At 50.8% G+C, this 15,180-nt stretch carries 15 protein-coding genes; 10 read left to right on the top strand and 5 right to left on the bottom strand.

Going from position 1 to position 15,180, the window contains the following annotated elements:
* Window positions 1-8: 8 nt before the first annotated feature.
* Window positions 9-740, bottom strand: a complete 732-nt coding sequence (locus tag ACO0LL_RS17440) for a substrate-binding periplasmic protein (RefSeq protein ID WP_422952114.1) — start codon at window positions 738-740, stop codon at window positions 9-11.
* Window positions 741-1,118: 378 nt separating this feature from the next.
* Between ACO0LL_RS17440 and ACO0LL_RS17435 the strand changes: the two genes are divergently transcribed.
* On the top strand, window positions 1,119-1,727 hold the full coding sequence (locus ACO0LL_RS17435; protein WP_422952113.1) for a TetR/AcrR family transcriptional regulator: 609 nt from the start codon (window positions 1,119-1,121) through the stop codon (window positions 1,725-1,727).
* 31 nt (window positions 1,728-1,758) lie between these two features.
* Here ACO0LL_RS17435 and ACO0LL_RS17430 read toward each other — a convergent pair whose 3' ends face one another.
* On the bottom strand, window positions 1,759-2,319 hold the full coding sequence (locus ACO0LL_RS17430; RefSeq protein ID WP_422952112.1) for a TetR/AcrR family transcriptional regulator: 561 nt from the start codon (window positions 2,317-2,319) through the stop codon (window positions 1,759-1,761).
* A 304-nt stretch (window positions 2,320-2,623) separates the two neighbouring features.
* On the opposite strand from ACO0LL_RS17430, the gene ACO0LL_RS17425 reads away from it, so the two are divergent.
* The 9 genes from ACO0LL_RS17425 (at window position 2,624) to motD (ending at window position 13,173) form a co-directional block, all read left to right on the top strand.
* Window positions 2,624-3,826 (top strand): FAD-dependent oxidoreductase, encoded by a 1,203-nt coding sequence (locus ACO0LL_RS17425; protein ID WP_422952111.1) that lies wholly within the window; start codon window positions 2,624-2,626, stop codon window positions 3,824-3,826.
* Window positions 3,827-3,891: 65 nt separating this feature from the next.
* Complete coding sequence (locus ACO0LL_RS17420; protein WP_422952110.1) at window positions 3,892-5,142, top strand: MFS transporter; 1,251 nt, start codon at window positions 3,892-3,894, stop codon at window positions 5,140-5,142.
* A gap of 249 nt (window positions 5,143-5,391) precedes the next feature.
* The gene (gene flhB / locus ACO0LL_RS17415; protein WP_422952109.1) at window positions 5,392-6,579 is read left to right on the top strand and encodes a flagellar biosynthesis protein FlhB; all 1,188 of its coding nucleotides are present in this window, start codon (window positions 5,392-5,394) and stop codon (window positions 6,577-6,579) included.
* Window positions 6,576-8,663, top strand: a complete 2,088-nt coding sequence (gene flhA, locus ACO0LL_RS17410) for a flagellar biosynthesis protein FlhA (RefSeq protein WP_422952108.1) — start codon at window positions 6,576-6,578, stop codon at window positions 8,661-8,663. Before flhB ends, flhA begins: the two co-directional genes overlap by 4 nt.
* Window positions 8,660-10,006: a flagellar biosynthesis protein FlhF gene (gene flhF, locus ACO0LL_RS17405; protein ID WP_422952107.1), complete on the top strand. Its 1,347-nt coding sequence runs from the start codon at window positions 8,660-8,662 to the stop codon at window positions 10,004-10,006. The genes flhA and flhF overlap by 4 nt, the downstream gene beginning before the upstream one ends.
* The gene (locus tag ACO0LL_RS17400) at window positions 9,999-10,829 is read left to right on the top strand and encodes a MinD/ParA family ATP-binding protein (RefSeq protein ID WP_422952106.1); all 831 of its coding nucleotides are present in this window, start codon (window positions 9,999-10,001) and stop codon (window positions 10,827-10,829) included. Before flhF ends, ACO0LL_RS17400 begins: the two co-directional genes overlap by 8 nt.
* Before the next feature lie 8 nt (window positions 10,830-10,837).
* Window positions 10,838-11,569 carry an RNA polymerase sigma factor FliA gene (locus ACO0LL_RS17395; protein WP_162040915.1) on the top strand — a complete coding sequence of 244 codons (732 nt, stop codon included), beginning with the start codon at window positions 10,838-10,840 and terminating at the stop codon, window positions 11,567-11,569.
* Window positions 11,551-12,291 (top strand): flagellar motor protein, encoded by a 741-nt coding sequence (locus ACO0LL_RS17390; protein WP_422952105.1) that lies wholly within the window; start codon window positions 11,551-11,553, stop codon window positions 12,289-12,291. Before ACO0LL_RS17395 ends, ACO0LL_RS17390 begins: the two co-directional genes overlap by 19 nt.
* A 30-nt stretch (window positions 12,292-12,321) precedes the next feature.
* A complete protein-coding gene (motD, locus tag ACO0LL_RS17385; RefSeq protein WP_422952104.1) occupies window positions 12,322-13,173 on the top strand; it encodes a flagellar motor protein MotD in 852 nt (283 codons plus the stop codon).
* A 184-nt stretch (window positions 13,174-13,357) separates the two neighbouring features.
* Here the strand turns inward: motD and ACO0LL_RS17380 are convergent, their stop codons facing one another.
* The 3 genes from ACO0LL_RS17380 to flgA all read right to left on the bottom strand — a co-directional run bounded on the left by ACO0LL_RS17380 (window position 13,358) and on the right by flgA (window position 15,010).
* Window positions 13,358-13,849: a flagella synthesis protein FlgN gene (locus ACO0LL_RS17380; protein WP_162040918.1), complete on the bottom strand. Its 492-nt coding sequence runs from the start codon at window positions 13,847-13,849 to the stop codon at window positions 13,358-13,360.
* A 3-nt stretch (window positions 13,850-13,852) separates the two neighbouring features.
* Complete coding sequence (gene flgM / locus ACO0LL_RS17375) at window positions 13,853-14,158, bottom strand: flagellar biosynthesis anti-sigma factor FlgM (protein WP_422952103.1); 306 nt, start codon at window positions 14,156-14,158, stop codon at window positions 13,853-13,855.
* Window positions 14,159-14,284: 126 nt separating this feature from the next.
* Window positions 14,285-15,010 carry a flagellar basal body P-ring formation chaperone FlgA gene (gene flgA / locus ACO0LL_RS17370; protein WP_422952102.1) on the bottom strand — a complete coding sequence of 242 codons (726 nt, stop codon included), beginning with the start codon at window positions 15,008-15,010 and terminating at the stop codon, window positions 14,285-14,287.
* Between the last annotated feature and the right edge of the window lie 170 nt (window positions 15,011-15,180).

Raw genomic sequence — 15,180 nt, 5'->3', positions numbered from 1 at the left:
CGTTTAATTCAATAAAACTTCACCAGCAATTTCGACAATTTCTTATCAGCCGTTCCCTTGTGTATCACCGCATTTAGTTTTTTCATTTCCGCTTCATATCTGTCATTGGCTGCGGCGAAATGGGTGGTGTCGTAAAACACGGGTTTGGCTGATACGTAGAAGGTCTTGCCCGTCAGTTCAGGGTCATTGAAGCTTGGGATGAGCTGGTCGCGCAGGTAGGCTTCTACCTGCTTGGCATGTTGCAACTGGCGCACCGGCCAGAGCATGATGTCGCTGCGGTGATTCATGAGATTTTTAAAACGGGTAGGGGGTGGGGAGAAATCTTCCTGCACCTGAAATATGACATTTTTGGCTTTTTCAAAATCCATACCGTGGCTGAAGCCGCGGCCTACGCTGACGGTTTTGCCGCGCAAATCTTCCACTGATTGAAAGTTGGGTTGAGGGTCACCATAGGTGATCGCCCAGATTTTTTCGCTGACGACGGGGATGGAAAAATGATACAGCTTCAATCGATCAGGGGATTTTGAGATGCCAAAAATCATGCCTTCTCCATTTTGTGCCATCAGTTGCGCACGGTTCCATGGCAGTAGCTGTTTATCAAAGCGTATGCCGGATTCACGTTCAAAATAAATGAGGATGGCCTCCAGGTCACGGTCCAACGGCAATTGCCGGCCATGGATGTCCAGGTTTTCTTGCAGGAAGAGTTTGATCAAGGGTTTGTTCGCGTCGGTCTTTTCCATTGCAACTGCAGGCAATTGGACGAGCAGTGACAATATCAGCAGGCAGACAAACTGTGTAAAGCGGTGCAGCATAGGTAATCTCGACGACAGTTCAACTGTCAAATGGCATTTCTTTAAGTGGTGCAACGCGGGGCATTGCATTTTGATAAGCAGATTATTTCTTGTATTGGCATCATGGAATCATTTCGTACCATGAAGATGGATATCTGGATGCTGTCTCAAAATTCCTGTTTTCATACGGCAAGATTGTATTCTGCAATTGCCCGAATTTTTATCTGTTATTTGACCCGGAATACTTTGTTTGCATTCTTGCGCTTTGCATAAGTGAAACCAAGTAGAATTTGGTTTGATAACCAAAATAACGGGTAAGCCTTCATTATGTCGAGAAAATCCAATACCGAGCAGCGCCGTAAGGAGATTGTTTTTGCGCTGCTGTCTGTCATGGCGGAGCATGGTTATGAAAAGGCAACCATTCTCGCCATTGCCAGGCAGGCTGGCCTGGCTCCGGGTTTGATTCATTATCATTTCAAGAGCAAGGGCGAGATTCTGCTTTACCTGGTCAAGTTGCTGGCTGGCCTGTCGCGTATCCGCTATGAAGAGATGGCTGCAGCGGCCAGTACACCGCAAGACAAATTGCTGGCGTACATCAATGCCCGTCTGGCCAAAGGCGAAGGTGCCTTGCCTGAGGCGGTTTCTGCCTGGGTGGTGATAGGTGCCGAAGCCGTCCGGCAGCCTGAGGTGCGGGCAGTGTTCCAGGAGGCCATAGCTGCCGAGCTGGAATTGATACAGGCTTTGTTGACAGCCTGTCTGCGCGATCAGAAAAAGCGCATAGATCATGTGCCTGAGCTGGCTGCTGGTTTGCTGGCTTTCATGGAAGGCGCATTTCAACTTGCCAGTGCAGCGGGAGATATCATGCCGCAAGGCTATGCGGCGGCGACGGCAAGGGCATTCATAGAAAACAGCCTTGCGGCACAGGCGCCTGTCTGAAATTGACAAGATTAGCGTGCATTAAGGCAGGCTACTCTTTCCAGCCATTCTTCATCATATTGAACAAAGTATGTAGTGAAGCTTTTGGGTTTTCTGAATCTTTCGAGCGATGAAATGCATCGAGGATAAAGTGTGCCAGGGCTTCTGCTTCGGCTTTTTCCAGCTTGTTTCTGGTTTCTTGCTGGAGTGCTACAGCAAGTGATTTTTCATAGCGCATCCAGACTTGCTTTGCGTAAGCATATAAATCTGGCGTGGAATGGATCAGGTTCCTGAAGGCCTTGACTTCTTTCTTTTTGGTTTCATCAAAGGCCATATAGCTTGAGAAATATTCAAGCAATGCGTCAAGTATCGAGACACCTGCTTTTCTGTCTGTCACGGCACCAATCAGGCGTGCTTCGCGCTCGTCTTCTTCGTCGAATACCAGGGTTTCTTTGGTCGGAAAGTACTTGAACAGGGTAGGCACGGACACTTCAGCAAGGCGGGCAATTTCTGCCGTTGTCACCTGGTCATAACCTTTTTCTATGAATAGCCCGGTCGCCAGGTCAGAAATCATTTTCCTGGTTTTTGCCTTTTTCAATTCCCTCAGTCCCATTTCAGTCCCATTTCAGTTCCATTTTATTTCCATTCAAGCTTGTACCGGATTGGTGCCTCATTTTAACAGAATTAATTATCTGAATAAAATAATTAAGTCACTTTACTTTTTAATTTGATTAACTTATGATGCAGATCAAGGCAAAATTCCGGGAAATGGTTTTGTGGGTAAAAAAATCCTGAGCTCCCTGCAATATTTGCAATTTCAAAACGTCTATCCATTAAGCCGCAAGTTCAAGCCGCAATACATGTATGTGGCCTGAGGTCGTGCGCAATGTGTGGATAAAAAAACCAGGATGACCGCAATGACTCAAATCCATCAACAAACTCCTGTACAAGACAAGCAAATCGCCATCATAGGTGCCGGACCAGGCGGGCTGACGCTGGCCCGGCTGTTGCAGATGCAGGGCGCAAAAGTGAAGGTGTTTGAAAGAGATATTGACCAGTTCGCCAGGGTGCAGGGTGCAACTCTGAATCTGAATGAGGGCTCAGGCTTGTCAGCCTTGCGTGCTGCAGGTTTGATGGAAGCATTTGAGCATGCGTATCGTCCGGGTGCTGAAAAAATGCTGTTTGTGGATGCACAGGCCGCAGTCATTATCGATGAGCTCGGGGCTGAGAGTAATGACAGGCCCGAGATAGACCGTGGCCCCTTGAGAAATCTGTTGCTGGCTTCGCTGGCTGAAGACACGGTAGTGTGGGACGCCCGCTTCTCGTCTTTGCAGAGGACAGATGAATCAGTGGAAATATCGTTTGAAAACGGCGATCAATTCACTGCTGATTTGCTCATCGCTGCCGATGGCGCAAACTCAAAAATACGTCCCTATATCACGCCGCTTGCACCTGAGTATTCTGGTGTGACTGTGCTGGAAGGGAATGTTTCAGACGTAGCAAACACCATTCCTGAATTGTATGAATTGCTCGACGGTGGAAAAGTCTGTGTGCTCGATGATGAAAAGACTTTATTCATTGTGTTGAAAGGCGATGGCAGTGTCGCTTTTTACACCGGGCATAAAGCCGATCAACAATGGAGTACGCAATGCGGTATCGATTTTTCTGACCGGGCGCAGGTGTTGGCGTGGTTTCAGCAGGAGTTCAAAGGCTGGAGCAATATATGGGCTGAGTTGTTCCGGCATGCCAGCCTGCCTTTCGTGCCGCGCCCGCAATTCTGTGCACCCCTTGATCAAAGCTGGCCATCTTTACCTAACCTGACCATGCTCGGTGATGCTGCCCACGTCATGCCGCCATATGCGGGCGAAGGTGTGAATATGGCGATGCAGGATGCTCTGGTACTGGCTACGCAATTGCTGAACCCGGATATGTCAGACATGCAGACCGCCATTGCTGCTTATGAAATAGAAATGCGCACACGGAATGCGGAGACCGCAGCAGAGACCATGCAATTTACCAGGGTCTTTCATTCCTATGAAGCCGTACCGTTTTTCAGGGAATTCTTTACCGGAAACCAGGACGTGCTTTTGCAAAACGACAGCTTCAGGAAAGCTGCCTAGACTACATAAAAATATGAACTCAGGCCATAACAAGGCGCCTGAGTTTCATCCAAAAGAAAGAAAATATGAATCAAGCTATATCTACCGAACCGCCAGCGCAGTTCACTGGCTATCAAAAATTTGTACTTGCCATACTGGCGTTCTTGCAGTTCACCATTATTCTCGATTTCATGATCATGTCACCCCTGGGTGCGATCTTGATGCCAGCATTGAATATCACACCTTCACAATTTGGTGTGGTGGTGTCTGCCTATGCCTTCAGCGCGGGTATTGCTGGTTTTGCGGCAGCCGGATTTGCTGACCGTTTTGACCGTAAAAAACTGCTGCTGTTCTTTTATGTTGGTTTTATCCTTGGTACCTTCCTTTGCGGTATCGCGCCTAATTTCTATTTCCTGTTATTTGCCCGCATTGTGACTGGCCTGTTCGGCGGCGTTATTGGCTCCATCGTGATGGCGATTACGACAGATTTGTTCCCATTTTCCATGCGCGGCAGGGTCATGGGCGTGTTGCAGTCGGCGTTTGCAGGTAGCCAGATTCTGGGTTTGCCTATTGGTCTTTATCTGTCTGCTCACTGGGGCTGGCATGCGCCTTTCCTGATGATCGTCGGCATTGCAGCATTGGTCGGCGTGATTATCATCGCCAACCTGAAACCGATAGACGGTCATTTGAAATTGCAATCCGACCGCAACCCTTTCCATCATTTGCGAGACACGATAGCAACACCAAGGTATTTGCTGGCATTTGCAGCAACAGGCTTCCTGAGTATTGGCGGCTATATGCTGATGCCATTCAGCAGCGCTTTTTCAGTGAATAACCTGGGTATTTCGATGAAGGAATTGCCTATCGTTTATCTGGTTACCGGATTCGGTGCGATTATTACTGGCCCTCTGGTGGGCAAGCTCAGTGACAAATTTGGTAAATACCGCGTATTTTTATTCGGCGCAGTAATGACCATCATCATGGCGCTGATCTATACTCGTCTTGGTGTTACACCCTTGTACATGGTCATTCTGGTCAATGTTTTGCTGTTTGTCGGTATTTTTTCCCGCATGATCCCTGCCCAGGCAATGATGTCGGCAGTGCCAGCGGCTGATAGCCGGGGTGCATTCATGGCGATCAATTCATCGTTGCAGCAAATTGCCGGTGGTGTTGGTTCCGTAGTTGCCGGTATGATCGTCAGCCAGCCTGACGGTGGTGTGATATTGCATTTTGATTTGCTGGGTGACATTCTGGTTTGTACTGTATTGCTGACCGCTGTCATGATGTATTTCATACACCGTATGGTGGCGAGGCCGGTTGTTGCTGTTCCTGCCTGATCAATTGCATTTCAATTACTGATTTCAAAAAAATCTGGATGCTTTGCCATAAGGCGGGCGTTCAGATTTCAGCCATTCATTACCCTTTCATGGCCCTTTGAGCATCAAGGGTCCAGTCCTTCCCCAGAGCTAAGGGGTATTTCCTCCTTTATTCCCCGCATCTTGTGCTTCTGTCATAGCCAATAATTACACCTGTACATTTGCGTAATCAAAGCAGTACTTGCTTTGAGGAAATAACAGGAGTCGGCAATGGCCGAAGATAGCGATCTCGAAAGAACCGAACCGGCCTCGCCCAAGCGCCTTGAACAGGCGCGGGAAGAGGGCGACGTTCCGCGTTCGCGCGAACTATCTACCTGTACCATCCTGCTGGCAGCAGGTGGCGCGCTCTGGGGCATGGGCGATGGCCTGGTGCGGCAGTTGAGTCAGGCACTGGTGTCGGGCCTGTCGCTGGAGCGGGCGATTATCTATGACCATGAACTCTTTTTCTCGCAGGTTGCCGCCAGCTTGATGCAAGTGCTGATGGCTTTTGCACCTATTGCCGGATTGTTGGTAGTAGTGGCGCTGGGTTCACCTTTGTTGATAGGCGGATGGCTGTTCAGTACCAAGGCGCTGACGCCGAATTTCTCACGCATGAATCCTATCTCTGGCCTTGGTAATATGATTTCTACCCGTGCCGGTGTGGAATTGATCAAGGCGATTGTCAAAACCATTTTGGTCGGCGTTGTTGCCTGGATCGTCATCATGGGGCAAAAGAACGCCATCTTTGCCTTGCCACTGGAATCCCTGAAGTCTGGCCCTGCTCACGTTGGCCACATGATGGGCGTATGTTTTTTGGCTATTGTCGGTTCGCTGGCAGTGATCGCGGCGATTGATGCGCCTTACCAGATGTGGCAGTACGCAGAAAAGCTGAAGATGACGCATCAGGAAGTGATACAGGAATCCAAGGAAGCTAACGGTAATCCGCAAATCAAGGCGAAGATCCGCGCTCAGCAGCGTGAGATGGCACGCCGCCGCATGATGTCTGAGATTCCAACGGCTGACGTTGTCGTCACCAATCCGACCCACTTTGCTGTCGCTCTCAAATATACCGAAGGCGGCAATGGCGCACCTAAAGTCATTGCCAAGGGGGCAGATGCAGTCGCTGCCAAAATCCGTGAGCTGGCCAAGGAACACAATGTGCCCCTGTTGGAAGCGCCACCACTGGCGCGTGCCTTGTACAAACACACAGATCTCGGCGACGAAATACCAGAAGCCCTGTATGCCGCTGTGGCAGAAGTGCTGGCTTATGTTTACCAGTTGCGCAGTTACAGCAAGGGTGATGGTAATAAACCTGTCAAACCAAATGATTTACATGTACCGCCTGAGCTTGATCCCAATAACCAAATACAGAATCAAACGCAAAATCAAACAGCTAATCAAGCAGGAGCCCAAGCATGAATAGCTTCACCTTGCCTGTCTGGATGAATGGCATGAACACCAGGGCGCTGGCGGCGCCTTTCCTCATCATCCTGATGCTGGCGATGATGATTTTGCCTTTGCCCGCTTTTATTCTGGACGTGTTCTTCAGCTTCAATATTGCGATTGCAATTATCGTTTTGCTCACCAGCTTATATACAGTCAAACCACTGGATTTCATGGTGTTCCCGACGGTGCTGCTGGTGAGTACGATGTTACGCCTGTCCCTGAACGTCGCCTCCACCCGCGTGGTGCTGACAGAAGGTCACACTGGCCCGGATGCTGCCGGTAAAGTGATCGAAGCCTTTGGTCACTTTTTGATTGGTGGTAACTACACTGTCGGTATCGTGGTCTTCGTCATTCTGACTATCATTAACTTTACCGTCGTCACCAAAGGTGCTGGCCGTATTGCTGAAGTGGGCGCACGTTTTGCCCTGGATGCGATGCCAGGTAAACAAATGGCGATTGATGCGGACTTGAATGCCGGTCTGATCGCCGAACAGGAAGCCCGCCGCCGCCGTACTGAAGTAGCGCAAGAAGCAGAATTTTATGGCGCCATGGACGGTGCCAGTAAATATGTACGTGGTGACGCGGTAGCGGGCATCATGGTTACGGTCATCAATATCGTCGGTGGCCTGGTGGTGGGTATGGTCCAGCATGACCTGGATTTTGCCACCGCCCTGAAGAACTATACCTTGCTGGCGATTGGTGATGGCCTGGTCGCACAAATTCCTTCGCTGATTATCTCAACTGCTGCCGGTGTCGTGGTCTCGCGCGTGGCCAGTGATCAGGATATCAGTGGTCAGTTGATAGGGCAGTTGTTTGCCAAGCCCCAGGTCATGATCATCACTGGCGGCATTATTGGCGGCATGGGCATCATACCTGGCATGCCGCATATCGCCTTTATTCTGCTGGCAGCCATACTGGTTGGTGGTGGCTATATGCTCAACAAGCGCGGCCAGGTTGCACCTGTCGTTGAAGAAAAGGTAGATGCTCCTGCCAGCACTGGTCAGGAAATGGAAGAAGCGACCTGGCAAGATATCCTGCCTGTTGATACCCTGGGTCTGGAAGTTGGTTATCGCCTGATCCCTCTGGTGGATAAAAACCAGGGTGGTGAGTTGTTACGCCGTATCAAAGGCATACGCAAAAAATTTGCTCAGGAAGTGGGCTTTTTATCGCCACCTGTACATATCCGCGACAACCTGGAATTGAAACCTTCAGCTTACCGTATCACCCTGAAGGGTGTTGAAGTCGGTGCCGGTGAGGCATTGAATGGCCAGTATCTGGCGATCAACCCTGGCATGGTTACTGGGAATTTACCTGGTACGCTTACCAATGACCCAGCCTTTGGCCTGCCAGCAGTGTGGATAGATGCCTCCATGCGCGAACAGGCTCAAGCCATGGGTTACACCGTGGTTGATTCTGGCACAGTGGTCGCCACCCATTTGAACCATTTGATCACCAGTCATGCAGCTGAATTGCTGGGTCGTCAGGAAGTACAGTTGCTCATGGATCACCTGGCAAAAGACATGCCAAAAATGGTGGAAGAGCTGGTGCCAAAAGCCCTGCCTTTGTCCATCCTCCAAAAAGTATTGCAAAACCTGCTTGTCGAGGGTGTGCATATCCGCGATATGCGTACCATTATTGAGACTCTGTCTGAGCAAGCCATGCATACCCAGGATGCGAATGAGCTGACAGCCCAGGTCAGGATAGCTTTGGGCCGTGCCATCATCCAGCAAATCTTCCCGACCGGGAATGAGATGACAGTCATGACCCTGGACAGCCGTCTTGAACGCCTGTTGATGCAGGCCTTGCAAACCAGTGGTTCTGATGGTTCAGGCATAGAGCCTGGCCTGGCCGATACTCTGGCAAGCCAGACCGAGGCCGCTGCCCAGCACCAGGAACAAATGGGCCTGACACCGGTGTTGCTGGTGCCCGCGCCATTACGGGCCTTGCTGTCACGCTTCCTGCGCCGCAATTTGCCGCAACTTAAAGTCTTGTCACACGCAGAAGTACCTGAAACAAAAACCATTAGAGTCACCAGTCTGGTCGGAGGTCAATCATGAACGTCAGAAAATTTACCGCGAATACTTCTCGCGAAGCTTTGCGCATGTTGCGCGATGCTTTGGGGGCAGATGCCGTGATCCTGTCCAACCGTAATGTGGGCGGCAAGGTGGAGATTCTGGCCATGGCCGACGAAGCCATCAACTCCATTGCACCGGATGCTGCAGAAACACTTGCAATGCCAGAGATGCAGCCACTTCCGCCAGTACCTCAGGTGCCACGCTTTGCACCACGCTTCCAGAATGAGGACGCGGTCAGCCTGCATCGCCCTCTGGAGAGACCGATAGAGAGGAGCATGAATGTGCCAACCTTCAAATCACAGACGGGTGCGAGCAGTTTTGCCAATGAAATCGAAGCGCCTGTCAATGCCAATGAGTTGAATGATGTCATGTCAGAAATCCGGGCCATGCGCAGCATGCTGGAATCTCAACTGGCAGAAATCTCCTGGACACAAACGCAAAAACGCCAGCCACAAAAAGCAGAAATCCTGCGTGAATTGCTGGCTACCGGTTTTAGCGCCAGCCTGTCGCGCTACCTGGTAGAAAAACTGCCTGAAACTGGCAAGCTTGAAAATGGCCTGGACTGGATCAAGAATGTGCTGGTGCGCAATCTGTCCACTATCGACAATGAAAACGAAATGCTGGAAAAAGGTGGCGTGTATGCTCTGGTCGGCCCTACCGGCGTGGGCAAGACCACGACTACGGCCAAGCTGGCTGCCCGTTGCGTCATGCGCCATGGTCCTTCCAAGCTGGCATTGATCACGACTGACGGTTATCGTATCGGCGGTTTTGAACAATTGCGTATCTACGGCAAAATTTTGGGTGTCATGGTGCACGCGGTCAAGGATGAGGCAGATTTGCGCATTGCCTTGTCCGAGCTCAAGAACAAGCATACCGTCCTGATCGATACTGTCGGTGTCAGCCAGCGCGACAAAATGGTGACTGAACAGGTGGCGATGTTGTCTGGAACAGACACTCCGGTAAAGCGTTTGCTGTGCCTGAATGCGACATCAACAGGTGAAACCTTGAGTGAGGTCGTGCGTGCTTATCAGGGCAATGGCTTGGCAGGCTGCATCCTGACCAAGCTTGATGAAGCGGCGACTATCGGTGGTGCACTGGATATCGCGATACGCCAGAAACTCATGGTGTATTACATCGCCAGCGGCCAGCGCGTGCCTGAGGACCTGCATATCGCCAACAAGCTGTATCTGATAGACCGTGCCTTCAAACTCAAGCGTGAGACGGCAGCTTTCCGTTATCTGGATGAAGAATTGCCCTTGTTGATGGCGGGTGCAGTTTCTACGCAAGCATCAGGACGTGCTGGTCAGGAGGTGTCCCTTGGCTAGTTTCGATCAGGCAGAAGGCCTGCGCCGCATGCTGGCTGGGCCAAAACCACGGGTATTTACCTTTTTGTCGGCCTTGAGGGAAGATGAAAAGAGCGGCATGCTGGTGAATCTGGGTGTGTCACTGGCACGCCAGGGTAACCAGGTCTTGATGGTTGATACACGCTCTTCAGAAAACAGTGTCGGTGCCTGGTTGAATGCGAACCTTGATCAGACCTTATTGGATGTAGCGAGACAACAGCGTACAATGAAGGAAGCAGTCAAATTGGTGGCTGCTGGCCTGTCGGTGACGATGCTGGCCCGTCATGCATGGCTGCCGCCAGAAAATACGCGGCAATTGTCCAAAGTGTTTGATGTGGCAGCCAACCGTGCGGACCTGGTTATTGTGGATAGCGAGATCAACCTGGATGACAGTTTTCCGCTGGCGACGCTGGATGACAGCGAGCTGGTGATACAGGTTTCTGCTGATCCTGCCATGATCAAGGCTGCTTATGGATTGATCAAGCGTGTGAGCAACAGGCTGGGTCGGCGCGGTTATGGTATTTTAGTGTCCGGTGCATCGGAAAAAGAGGCAAGATTGATTTATACGAATATGGCGCAGGCGGCCAGCCGTTACCTGGCGGTGCCACTGCACTACGTTGGCCATGTGCCGGAAGATGAACACGTAAGAAAGGCTGCACATTTGGGACGCTCTGTGATTGATGCTTTTCCTAAAGCCCTTGCTTCGCTGGCATTCTCCCGGCTGGCTGAACAATTGGCAAAGACCGCGCGTTCCACCTTATGTGCAGAGGGAGTCCCTGAGCTGGGTGTCGGTCTCGGAATGTAATCAGAAAAATGTACACCGCGAGCGGAAAATCAGATAAAAACTTCCTTTTGAGGGAGCATGCGCCTCTGGTCAAGCGTCTGGCTTACCAGTTGAAGGCGCGCCTGCCTCCCAGTGTGGAGGTGGACGATCTCGTGCAGGCCGGCATGATAGGCCTGCTGGATGCCGTTAACCGCTACGAAGATACCCATGGCGCCCAGTTTGAAACCTATGCGGTACAACGCATACGGGGTGCCATGCTGGATGAATTGCGCAGTAGTGACTGGCTGCCGCGTGGCGTGCGCCAGAACATGCGCAAGATAGAAAATGCCATGAATGTGCTACAGCAAAAGCTGGGCAGGCCACCGCTGGAAACCGAGGTGGCGAAGTCACTCAAGCTGAGCCTGGAAGAGTACCAGAACCTGCTGACCGACAGTGGCGGGCATCAACTCGTCTATTACGAAGATTTTCATGATGCCGACACCAAGGAGCATTTCCTTGACCACTATTGCTCCGATTTTTCTGGCGATCCGCTGCAGGATTTGCTGAATGACGACTTCCGTGACGCCGTCATCGGTGCGATAGACAGCTTGCCCGAGCGCGAGAAACTGCTGATGGGTCTGTACTACGAGCAGGAGTTGAATCTCAAGGAAATTGGTGCTGTGATGGGGGTATCAGAGTCACGGGTCTCACAATTACATAGTCAGGCGGTTGCCAGGCTCAGGGCATACTTAAGGGAGAAAGCGTGGACTGGGCTAGCGTAATCGGATTGGTACTGGTGATATTTGGCATAGTCACCGGACAGTTGATGGAAGGCGGGCGCCTGTCTTCTCTGGTGCAACCCGCTGCCTTTGTCATCGTGGTCGTGGGTACGCTGGGCGCTGTGTTGTTGCAAAGCCGGCTCAATACCTTCAGGCGTGGCGTGCGCATGCTGCGCTGGATCGTTTCTGAACCACCAGACAGCAGTAAAAAAAATATCGCAGATGCTTTGATCTGGAGTGTGGTTGCCAGGCGTGAAGGTTTTTTGAGCCTTGAGCGTTATATGAATGCCTCATCCGACCCTTTCATCAGCAAGGGCCTGCGTCTGGTGATCGATGGCATAGACCCGATACGCCTGAAAGACATACTTGATGTCGATATTTCACTGTATGAAATGGAGCAACGCCAGGCTGCCAAAATCTGGGATGCTGCCGGTGGTTATTCACCTACCATAGGCATTTTGGGGGCGGTGCTGGGGCTTATCCATGTGATGGAAAATCTGAGCGACCCGTCCAAACTCGGTGGCGGCATCGCTGTTGCCTTTGTTGCCACTATTTACGGTGTGGGCATGGCCAATTTGTTGTTTTTGCCAATCAGCAATAAATTAAAAGAAATCATAGGCCGCGAAGTTACGCGCCGTGAAATGTTGTCTGATATTTTTTATAGTATCGCTCTGGGTGACAGCCCGCGTGTGGTGGAAGAAAGACTGACTAACCATCGCAATTAAGCGATGCAGTGAAACTGAAAAAATATACTTATGGCAAGGAAAAAATACCACGAAGAACCAGACAACCATGAGAGATGGCTGGTTTCTTACGCGGATTTTATTACCCTGCTGTTTGCCTTTTTTGTTGTCATGTATGCTATTTCCTCTTTGAATGAGGGTAAATACCGGGTCTTGTCCAACTCACTGACCGGTGCCTTTGGCAAAGTCATGACGGTGAATCCCAAGCCTGTCGATGCGCAGATTGAGCAAAAAATCAAGCTCGATCCCTTGCCTCTGGTTAAAAACCGTATCAATGAAGGTTTGCGCAAAGAAAAGGCGCAAATGACCACCATGGCCAAAGATATCATGACCGTGCTGGAACCCCTGGTGCGCGAAGGCAAGGTCAGGGTCACCCAGACCAGCCGTGGTATCACCATAGAAATCAATGCCAGTCTCTTATTTGCTCCTGGTGATGCCCGCCTGAATGTTGATTCCATACAGGCACTGAGGGCGATTGCCGGTGTCCTCAAGATTGATACCCATGCGATACAGGTCGAGGGGCATACCGATAATTTGCCTATCAATAACCCCATCTTCCCGTCAAATTGGGAATTGTCGGCTGTACGCGCCAGTACGGTTGCCCGTTTGCTTACCGAAAATGGGGTGGATGAAAACCGTGTGACGGCAGTGGGGCAGGGAGCAAAACTGCCTGTCAGCGATAATGATACGCCGGAAGGGCGGGCCAGGAACAGGCGCGTATCTGTCACCATACTGGCAGTATTGCCTGAGCCTGTGGTAGAGGTACCCTTGAGCCCGGCATCTGGGCCGGCAGCAACATCATTGCCTGCACAAACGGCGCGGCCAGCGGCGGCATCTTTGTCTGGCACGGCGCCGGGACCTTGAAAACCTGAAAATCCTGGAGATTAAGGAGTTTTTGCCAGTTGCGGGCGGGATAGTCGGCGCAGTATTGTCAACTGAGTATTGTCAGCGAAGTTCGGTAAAGCTAGCGAAGTCGCGACCAGAGATCGTCGCCAGCGAAAATCACCAGCGCGTAATCAATGCATAAGCAGGATCGTGCAAGCTACGATCAGGTAGCGATATAGCCCTTGCCTAGCGTAGTTTTGACGGTCGATTGACCGTTGGGCCCATACATGGAGCCTGCCTGATTATTATTTTTTTGCAATAAATGCAAGGTTGCCTGGTTCAGCGATAGTCTGCGGTTGATCAGCAAACCATTAGTGCGGTTGTCTTCTTTGGCTTGCACAGTCAGTTGCAATAGCGCATCCCAGTCTTGTGCACTGGTTTGGGCGACGCCAGCTTGCTGCAAATAAGCCTGCATGCCGTCTATGTCAGCATTAAATCCAAGTTCATTCAAAAAGCTGTTACGCTTTTTTTCCAGTTCTGTCATTTTGACCACAAGCTGTCCCTTGCTCTGGGTAAAATCATTGAGCTGGACTATATCGCTTTCTACCAATGCCGCCTGCTCTTGCTTGAGCAAATCAGCGAGCGAAGACATGATGCTCACTTCTTCTTGCAGGCATTGTTGAATAGCGCTATGTCCGGAACCTGTTGCGTTCATTTTTTAACGTTTTCTGGAGTTGAGCAAATCTTTAACTGTTTCCAGAAGCCCGTCAGCGACTTTTTCTGAATTGACCTGGAAGCGTCCTTCAGAAATGGCCAGCTTGATAGCTTCCACCTTCTTCGTCTCAAACACAGCATTGCTTGCTTGCGTACTTTGCAAGGCTTGCAACTGTGAAGACAGGGTCGAAATTTGTACTTTCGACGAATTCGCCACGGGTACCGCGGTTTCTGCGGGTTTTTCCGTGCGAGCCTGTTGCGGGCTGACTGGCAGTCCCGCGGTCTTATTTAGTGCGTCATCAATTTTCACAGCGATACCCTCAGTGTGGGACTTACAAACATCTACATCCAGTTTATCGGCTGTGTAATTTTAAACTTTAACCTTACTGTGAAAAAATATTGCATGTGCTTAATTCCAGCTACAAATATCTTGCTGTCAGTAAACTATTTCTATAATGCCACCATTCTTGGCAACACCGCTGACGGTTTGCCCTGAACTGGTCTTGGCCTTGGCAATTTGTCCATCTGCCGCATTATTGAGGGCTATGGCATCTGTTGTCACCTGGAAACCTGGGCCATTGCTAATGACCCGCACTGATTGCCCTTGTTGCACAACCGCAGGGCTTTTCAGGGCGTCAAGGCGCATGACACCGCCAGAAGCCATCGAAACCTGCATGGTTTTGCCTATCGCCTGCTCAGGCGCGGTGATGACACCGGCGGGCAATTTCGCAATATCACCCCTTTGTTTGCTTAAATCGCTGAGGGAGATGACTTGCCCATGGGTAAGCGCATTGGCTGCCACGTAATAGTCTGCCGTCACCTGCACGTTCGCCTGCAAATACACCAGCCAGGGAGCGGGGGCAGTGCAGCGTATTGCCAGGGTGACTTTCCCCCAGGGTTTGCTGCCAGGCAATAAATAAGGGCTGGGGTTGTCGCAGGCTTGCAGATTGAGGCGTTTATCTACTTCGCCCACTGTTACCTGTACGTCATTGCTAAGGCCAGATGCCTGTAGTGTCAAAAAGTCCAGAGCGATCTTGCGCAACTGCGCAGCGTCCTGAACCTGGCTGATGGGAGCAGCCTGACTCAGGCATGTCAGGTTCAGCAAGGACAGAGCCAAAACTTGCTTGTAGTTGGGTTTGCTGAATATCTTTGCGGCTTTCATCATGTTTCCTGCCGGGGTTGTGCTGAACTCTATTTTAGGATTCGCGGACGTTTTTGAATGCCTGAATAAACGGGTTTTTCCCTTTCTGCTCGCCTGATCAAACTTGCGCCCTGACGAATAAGATGCAGGGTATAGAAAACCCTTGTGTGCCTTAAGCGTATGGCGCGATG

The organism is Undibacterium sp. TC4M20W (assembly GCF_049340245.1).
GTDB lineage: Bacteria > Pseudomonadota > Gammaproteobacteria > Burkholderiales > Burkholderiaceae_D > Undibacterium.
This window is presented reverse-complemented; position numbering and strand designations above follow the sequence as displayed.

Coding starts and splice junctions, on each gene's coding strand:
- ACO0LL_RS17440 (WP_422952114.1), bottom strand. CDS start 740: ATGGAAAAGACCGACGCGAACAAACCCTTGATCAAACTCTTCCTGCAA.
- ACO0LL_RS17435 (WP_422952113.1), top strand. CDS start 1,119: ATGTCGAGAAAATCCAATACCGAGCAGCGCCGTAAGGAGATTGTTTTT.
- ACO0LL_RS17430 (WP_422952112.1), bottom strand. CDS start 2,319: ATGGGACTGAGGGAATTGAAAAAGGCAAAAACCAGGAAAATGATTTCT.
- ACO0LL_RS17425 (WP_422952111.1), top strand. CDS start 2,624: ATGACTCAAATCCATCAACAAACTCCTGTACAAGACAAGCAAATCGCC.
- ACO0LL_RS17420 (WP_422952110.1), top strand. CDS start 3,892: ATGAATCAAGCTATATCTACCGAACCGCCAGCGCAGTTCACTGGCTAT.
- flhB (WP_422952109.1), top strand. CDS start 5,392: ATGGCCGAAGATAGCGATCTCGAAAGAACCGAACCGGCCTCGCCCAAG.
- flhA (WP_422952108.1), top strand. CDS start 6,576: ATGAATAGCTTCACCTTGCCTGTCTGGATGAATGGCATGAACACCAGG.
- flhF (WP_422952107.1), top strand. CDS start 8,660: ATGAACGTCAGAAAATTTACCGCGAATACTTCTCGCGAAGCTTTGCGC.
- ACO0LL_RS17395 (WP_162040915.1), top strand. CDS start 10,838: ATGTACACCGCGAGCGGAAAATCAGATAAAAACTTCCTTTTGAGGGAG.
- motD (WP_422952104.1), top strand. CDS start 12,322: ATGGCAAGGAAAAAATACCACGAAGAACCAGACAACCATGAGAGATGG.
- ACO0LL_RS17380 (WP_162040918.1), bottom strand. CDS start 13,849: ATGAACGCAACAGGTTCCGGACATAGCGCTATTCAACAATGCCTGCAA.
- flgA (WP_422952102.1), bottom strand. CDS start 15,010: ATGAAAGCCGCAAAGATATTCAGCAAACCCAACTACAAGCAAGTTTTG.